Origin of the sequence: Clostridium thermobutyricum, from assembly GCF_000371465.1 — a bacterium.
Taxonomy (GTDB): domain Bacteria; phylum Bacillota; class Clostridia; order Clostridiales; family Clostridiaceae; genus Clostridium; species Clostridium thermobutyricum.
This window is the reverse complement of record NZ_KB850956.1, coordinates 80,720-87,747: the sequence shown is the minus strand read 5'-3', so window position 1 is coordinate 87,747 and position 7,028 is coordinate 80,720. Positions and strand designations below refer to the sequence as shown.

The 7,028-nt window shown below is 24.8% G+C and carries 6 protein-coding genes, 2 tRNA genes, 1 rRNA gene and 1 other annotated feature; of the genes, 2 read left to right on the top strand and 7 right to left on the bottom strand.

From position 1 onward, the window contains the following. Nucleotides 1-319 precede the first annotated feature (319 nt). Entirely contained in the window at nt 320-1,294 is a 975-nt protein-coding gene (locus tag HMPREF1092_RS00450; RefSeq protein ID WP_002596604.1) for an amidase domain-containing protein, read from the top strand. On the opposite strand, the gene HMPREF1092_RS00445 is transcribed toward HMPREF1092_RS00450, so the two are convergent. Further along, nucleotides 1,281-2,177 carry a patatin-like phospholipase family protein gene (locus HMPREF1092_RS00445; RefSeq protein WP_144054913.1) on the bottom strand — a complete coding sequence of 299 codons (897 nt, stop codon included), beginning with the start codon at nt 2,175-2,177 and terminating at the stop codon, nt 1,281-1,283. The genes HMPREF1092_RS00450 and HMPREF1092_RS00445 overlap by 14 nt on opposite strands. Before the next feature lie 131 nt (nt 2,178-2,308). Further along, the gene (locus HMPREF1092_RS00440; RefSeq protein WP_002596602.1) at nt 2,309-3,112 is read right to left on the bottom strand and encodes a pyruvate, water dikinase regulatory protein; all 804 of its coding nucleotides are present in this window, start codon (nt 3,110-3,112) and stop codon (nt 2,309-2,311) included. Between the two features lie 136 nt (nt 3,113-3,248). Here HMPREF1092_RS00440 and HMPREF1092_RS00435 point away from each other — a divergent pair, with 136 nt between their 5' ends. Continuing rightward, nucleotides 3,249-4,007: a signal peptidase II gene (locus HMPREF1092_RS00435; RefSeq protein ID WP_002596601.1), complete on the top strand. Its 759-nt coding sequence runs from the start codon at nt 3,249-3,251 to the stop codon at nt 4,005-4,007. A 194-nt stretch (nt 4,008-4,201) separates the two neighbouring features. On the opposite strand, the gene HMPREF1092_RS00430 is transcribed toward HMPREF1092_RS00435, so the two are convergent. The 5 genes from HMPREF1092_RS00430 to HMPREF1092_RS17615 all read right to left on the bottom strand — a co-directional run bounded on the left by HMPREF1092_RS00430 (nt 4,202) and on the right by HMPREF1092_RS17615 (nt 5,944). After that, nucleotides 4,202-4,277 (bottom strand) — tRNA-Lys (locus HMPREF1092_RS00430). A 42-nt stretch (nt 4,278-4,319) separates the two neighbouring features. Next, nucleotides 4,320-4,395 (bottom strand) — tRNA-Lys (locus HMPREF1092_RS00425). Between the two features lie 3 nt (nt 4,396-4,398). After that, nucleotides 4,399-4,515, bottom strand: a 5S ribosomal RNA gene (gene rrf / locus HMPREF1092_RS00420). Between the two features lie 157 nt (nt 4,516-4,672). Beyond that, nucleotides 4,673-5,626, bottom strand: a complete 954-nt coding sequence (locus HMPREF1092_RS00415; protein ID WP_002596600.1) for an L-lactate dehydrogenase — start codon at nt 5,624-5,626, stop codon at nt 4,673-4,675. A gap of 186 nt (nt 5,627-5,812) precedes the next feature. After that, a complete protein-coding gene (locus HMPREF1092_RS17615) occupies nt 5,813-5,944 on the bottom strand; it encodes a hypothetical protein (protein WP_278244349.1) in 132 nt (43 codons plus the stop codon). Nucleotides 5,945-6,948: 1,004 nt separating this feature from the next. Beyond that, nucleotides 6,949-7,028 (bottom strand) — a sequence feature (5S ribosomal RNA rRNA prediction is too short).

Below are 7,028 nucleotides of genomic sequence, written 5' to 3'. Positions count from 1 at the left end.
AATCTTTTAGCTCTTAAAACTTACTTATAAAAGAATTGCTGGTTTAAGTTTGCTTATATATTATTCTGTTCAATTTTCAAAGACCATTTTCCTTATCGCTTTTAGCGACTCATTTATCTTATCATCTTCAAATCTTATTGTCAATATTTTTTTAAATATTTTTTAGATTTGATAGATTCGCTTGAACTTTCATTCCTTACGATGTTTTTTATATTATCATCTAATGATATTTATGTCAACACTTTTTAATATATTTTTTCATGTTTTTTATTATTTATGAATATAATACAGAAAAATAATTTTATATTTAAGGAGTTTTATGAGAAGTTTACTTGATACACATATAATAAAAAATCTAATATCAACTTTTATAAAGAATAATGATAAAAAAAATAATCGATATTTTTTAAATTACCAAACAGGTTTACTTGATTTATTCAATTCTAGAATAAATTTTAATACAAAATGGTATAAAAAAAACGCTTTATTTTTTAGGAATTCATATTCCATAGATTTAAAAAAAATATATTTTTCTAGAAATATTGCTTTTGTTTTTATTAATCTTAAAACACTCTATAATATAAATAACTTTAATGATAATTCTATTGATATATCTAAGTTTTGTTTTATATTATCTAAAATTTCTAAATACAATTGGATCATTGATTTTATAGTTTCATATGAAGTTTCTTCAGATATCTATAAAAAAATAGAAAATAATAATTACTATTATGATGCCCTAATTCAAAATAATATGAATTTAATTTCTCATTATAAAATTTTATTGGACAATATAAATACTTTTTCACTTAAATCATTTAATAATCAATTCAATAATGAATTTACAAGAAATTTAAGGACATTTGATAAAAAAAAATGTATAGAATATGCTCAAAAATATGCTCTAAATTATAATAAAGAATTCAAATCTTTTGATAAATCTGGAGGTGATTGTACAAACTTCGTTTCACAAGCTATATGGTATGGCGGTATAAAACAAACTAAAACTTGGAAACCTTATACAAATCCTTGGCTTAGGGTAAATGAACTTAGAAATTACTTAATTTATAATAATATAGCTAGAGAATATTCATCTATTAATAAAAATAGTTCTGGTTCTATAGTCCAGTTTTATAACAAGGATAGAAAAACTTGGACACATTCAGGAATAATAACTTACGTATCAAATAATGATATTCTATATTGCTGTCACAGTTATGATAAATTAAATTTTCCACTAAGTATTGCGTATCCAAGTATATATCCTAAAATTCGTATTATCACTCCTTATTAATTTTAAAAAAACATTTTAAGCTTTCAATTATTGAAGGCTTTTTTTCTTTATCTTTTATATGATTTATCAATGTAATTATGGGCTTTATTTGATTCATTGTATCTTCATATCCCATCTTAATTCTTCCTTCAGAATTCTCTTTTGTAAATTCTAAAGCTCCATCTATAAACCCCTCTTCTATATAACTTGGTATTATTTCTAATATTTGAGCATTAGGATATAACTTTCTATCAACCCTAAATTCTCTCGCTAATCCTATTACTATTATTAAATCACAATTTTCATAATAAACAGGGTCTATAGGAACATTATCAGTTATCCCACCATCTACATATTCTATACCATCTATATTTTCACTTTGAAATATCATAGGAATTGCAGAACTTGCATGTAATATTTTTTTTATTTTTTCATCACTTTCTCCATTTAACAAAAAATATCTTGCCTTTATTTTTGGTATTTCTGTGCATGATACATAAATTTTATTTTTACAATCTCTTATTTTACTTAAATCTATATTTTCATCTATTATACTGTCCAGCCCACTACTTGATATATTTCCTCCTTCTATTGCTTTTGGAACATATTTCTTTATAAAATCAATATTTTTTGATCCAACACTAACTAATATACTTCTTTTTATTAAGTTTAAAGTATCTGTTGGCAAAATTTTTTCTTTTGATACGTTACACCATATTTCTTTTCCAAGTTTTATATTATCCTGAACATAAATAGCCGCATTTAAAGCTCCAATTGATGCCCCTGATATGACTTTTATATGTTTATCTATTCCAATTTCATTCAAAGCTTCAAATACACCTATTTGATATGCTCCTCTAGCACCACCGCCACCTAGTACCAATCCTATTTTCAAGATTCTCACCTATTTCTTAAATATTGTTTAATTTATAATATTATCTATTATCTTGTTTAGTTAATAAAAATTATAATTTGCATAAAAATAGAGCTATTATTAGCTTTTAAAAAGTTAATAATAGCTCTTATTTATATAAATTATCTTTTCTGTTTTATTGATTCAAGAATAATTAATGCTGTATCTTCAATAGCTCTTTGCGTAACATCAATTGTTTTGCATCCTAATCTCTTTATTATTCTATCAGCAAAATCAAATTCTTCTAAAACTCTAGCATCACTTGCATATTCTACATTAGATGGCATTCTATGAAATTTATCTAATCTTTTTTTTCTTATTTCTATTAATCTAAAAGGATCAATTGTTAAGCCAAATATTTTTTTTCTATCTACTTTATATATCTCTTCTGGAACTCCTACCTCTGGCATTAAAGGTATATTAATTGCCTTTATTCCTTTATTAGCTAAATACATACATAATGGTGTTTTAGATGTTCTTGAAAGACCAACTAAAACTACATCAGCATTCTTTAAACCTCTATAATCTTTACTATCATCATATTGCATAGCAAATTCCATAGCCTCTATTCTCTTAAAATATTCTTCATCAGTAACCCACATAGCTCCTGGATTATAATTTGGAACCTTATTAAGCTTCATTGAAGCAATATTAAGGATAGGTCCTAAAACATTTATTACTGAAACATTATTTTCTAATCCAACTTGGGTTAAATATTCTCTTATTTGGACATTAATTATAGTAGATACTACAATTGATGATTTAACTTCCTTAGCTGCTTCTATTACATCATTAGCATCTTCAATTGTTTTTATATAGGGAATCCTTTTAACTTCAACTCCTTCATTGAATTGACTAGCAGCTGCAAGTGCAACTTGATTAGAAGTTTCTCCTATTGAATCAGAAACTGCAAAAATAGTTAACATTCTAAACACCCCTTTAATTGTTATTATTTGTTAAATAATAATTATATTATCTCATATGTAAAGTAATATTAACAATAGTTAAATTTTGAAAAATATGCTAAACTAATTATCATATCTATTTAAAAAGGAGGAAATAATGAAAACTAAAAAATTTCTCACTATAGGAATTTTGCCTTTAATGTGGATAGCTTATTTTATATTTGAATTAATAAGTGGTAGAATTACAAATTCTGAAATTTTTATAGGAAATGTATTTTTAACTTTGCTATTTGCGCTAGTAGGCATTTTTATTTATAACTTTACTAAAAAACATGAATACGGATTAAATACTAAGACTTTATATCTATTATTTTTTATTTTATTAATTTTAGATCAAGGAGTTAAATTAATAATAAAACTATTCTTCTTTAATGATTACTATGGATTCTTTGATGAATTTTTATCATTTAATCCTATTATAAATACAAAAGGCTCCTGGTTAAATGCAAGATTCGGTGTAGGAATAAGCTTTCCTACATTAATAGTTTTAAATCTTATAGCTTTATTTTTATTTTTAGAAGTTTATAGATACTATAGATCAAAAGATAACAGAGATATTTATAGTGATTTGTCTATAATATTTGTATTTACTGGAGCATTATGTTCTCTTATTGATAAAGTTTTTTATGGTGGTAGCCTTGACTTTATTGGAGTTGGAGATTTATTTATTGCTGATTTAAAGGATATATATATAAATTTAGGAATATTTTTTCTAATTTTATGCTTATATAATTCTGGATTTTTCCAAGAAGAAGATAATACTAGTCTAAAAGATGATGCCAAAAATTTGAAAAACTTTGCAATATTTATTAAAGATGACGTAAAATGTGGATTTAAAAAAAATAGTACTACTTAAATTATATATTTTTTATATTTATAATAAGTATAATAAAAATTTTATAAAAGAAATGGCTTATGAAAATATTTCATAAGCCATTTAATTATTTAAATATATTAAATTCAAATAAAATAAAAAAGAGATTATGAAATCATAATCTCAGTATATAAATGCTAAGCAAGTTCCTATATTAGAATTACATTTAGTAATTCTGGTGGCTCACCGGGGAATCGAACCCCGGACACCATGATTAAAAGTCATGTGCTCTACCGACTGAGCTAGTGAACCATATTAGAATAAGATTTGTACACCCTAATGTAAAAGTAAATTTGGTGGCTCACCGGGGAATCGAACCCCGGACACCATGATTAAAAGTCATGTGCTCTACCGACTGAGCTAGTGAACCATTACCTAGCAACTTCCTACTCTCCCACACAGTCTCCCATGCAGTACCATCGGCGTTATAGAGCTTAACTTTCCTGTTCGGAATGGGAAGGAGTGTTTCCTCTATGCCATCATCACTAGATTGTTTTACTTTTTGTTTCGGTGCTTGCCAGCCCCTCAACAATTATTTATTATATAGACTATACATAACAATGTCAACAACTTTTTTTATTTTTTTTATTTAAAATAAAAAGAAAACTCTTAATCCCTGTATTTATGCGAGTTTTCTTTTTATTATTTTATCTATTTTCTAACTTTTCGACATATTCTTTTATTAAATTTATTGAGTTTTTGAAATTATTTTCTTCCTCTTCATTTAAATGTATTTCAACAACTTCTTTTACTCCATTAGAATTTAATATTGCTGGTACTCCTGCAAATACACCATTAACTCCATATTCACCTTCTAAAAGAGTAGAAACTGGAATTATTCTATTTTCATTATTTAAAATTGCTTTTATTATTCCTACAGTTGCAGTTGCAATAGCATAATAAGTTGTTCCTTTTCTTTTATATACTTCCCATCCTGCTTCTGCCGTATCTTTAACTAATTCTTTTAAATCAACATTTGGAAATCTATCTTTATTATCTTCTAAAACTTTTAAAAATGATTTTCCTCCTACTGTTATATGTGACCATGGTACCATTTGAGAATCCCCATGTTCTCCCATAGAATATCCTTGAACAGATCTTGGATCTACATCTACAAGTTCTCCTATAAAGTTTTTAAGTCTTGCTGTATCTATAGATGTTCCTGTACTTAAAACATGACTTTTTGGAAGTCCTGAAAGTTTATATACATAGTAAGCAATTATATCAGCTGGATTTGAAACAATTATAAAAAATCCTTTAAATCCACTTTCCATTATTGGAGTAACAATTGATTTAACTATATCTGCTGTCATTCCTAATGTATCTAGTCTAGTTTGCCCTGGTTTTGGTGGAGCTCCAGCAGTTATCACAACTACATCAACATCTCCATATTCACTATAATCAGCAGCTTTAACCTTAACATTTCTATTTAAATATTCAATTGAATGATTTAAATCCATTGCCTCTCCAATAGCTCTCTCTTTATTTATATCAGTCATTAAAACTTCATCACATACTCCTTGTGTTACAAGACTAAATGCAGTACTTGATCCAACTAATCCTGTTCCTACAATAGCCACTTTTGTATTTTTTATTGTCATTAAATTCACGCTCCTATCATTTGTATGCTAATTTTATTATAGCATTCTTTCAAACTTAGAATAAATTAATTAGTATTTAAAAAATATATACTCTTTATTTTATATTAGTTTATATTTGAATTTTATAACTTACACTTTTATTAATAATATCATAAATATTTCCAATATATTGGATTAACGCTACAATTATACTAATTTTGTTGTTAAATTTGAAAGAAGTCTTAATGAAAATGAATAGCCTGCTTCTAGAAGCCTTTTAATTTTATATATTTCCTGAATATTAGCTAAATTTTTATTGTGTTCCTTTCTTCCAATCATTATTAGACCCATCAGGTGTGTATATATTCTAAAATTTATCAAATATTTATATGTGCTTATTTTATAGCAACAATTTAATGTCAATCTACTATTGATAAAGTAGTTTCTGAATTCTACATATTAAAAAAAGATATTTTAAATGTATTAAGAGTTTCTAGAAGAATACTTGGAAAAATATTATTTTAAGATTTTAATCGTATCTCCTCTAATAATTATAGTTTCAATTGTAATAGTTTTATTACCTTCTATATCAAAAGCTTATTTTATTAATATATAAGTAGGTCAAAAATTTATCTCATAGAGGCTTAAAACTAGGCTTAATAATTTATATCCCAACATTTATTGAACTTTATTGTTTAAGTTATGAATTGTATTCATTATTATTTGATAATAAAATAATAATACTTATGATATTAAGACCTGGATTATTTATTCTTATGACTTTAACACAAATTCAAAATATAATAAACTAAAGATTAAATAAATTTAGATTAATGATAATTTCTTTTCTCTTAGGTATGCTTATAAATATAATATTAATTATGGATTAAATGAATTAATATTTATGTAGTTTTAATAGCAAATGCTTTTTTTATATTCAATTCCTAAATAATAAATTAGATTTGTATATAAAACTTTAAATTATAATCCTTTAAAATTTTAAAATATTATTATTCTACTATTTGCTAGAATAATAATGCTTTTAGTAATTTTATTTATAGTAAATTTAGTCAATTCAATAGTATGTTTTAAATTTTTGATAAAATTAATGATTTATCATAAGAAGACACAAAAATCTCTTTATTAATCGCTCTAAATTTATAATTAAATTAATATAAACTAAAATTAGATTTCTTCTTAATTAATTTTTTATTGATATAATCCTATTATTTTTATTTCTAAATTTAATACTATAACAATCAATAAATGAAAAAATATTGAGATTATAAAATAAAAGAGTCAGTAAATATTACTGACTCTTTCTAAGTTCTCACTTGGCAACTTCCTACTCTCCCACACAGTCTCCCATGCAGTACCATCGGCGTTATAGAGCTTAACTTTCCTGTTCGGAATGGGAAGGAGT

What these genes read in the sequence shown, in the direction of transcription:
- HMPREF1092_RS00415 (WP_002596600.1), bottom strand. Translation starts at nt 5,626, where the DNA reads ATGACAATAAAAAATACAAAAGTGGCTATTGTAGGAACAGGATTAGTT.
- HMPREF1092_RS00440 (WP_002596602.1), bottom strand. Translation starts at nt 3,112, where the DNA reads ATGTTAACTATTTTTGCAGTTTCTGATTCAATAGGAGAAACTTCTAAT.
- HMPREF1092_RS00435 (WP_002596601.1), top strand. Translation starts at nt 3,249, where the DNA reads ATGAAAACTAAAAAATTTCTCACTATAGGAATTTTGCCTTTAATGTGG.
- HMPREF1092_RS17615 (WP_278244349.1), bottom strand. Translation starts at nt 5,944, where the DNA reads ATGATTGGAAGAAAGGAACACAATAAAAATTTAGCTAATATTCAGGAA.
- HMPREF1092_RS00450 (WP_002596604.1), top strand. Translation starts at nt 320, where the DNA reads ATGAGAAGTTTACTTGATACACATATAATAAAAAATCTAATATCAACT.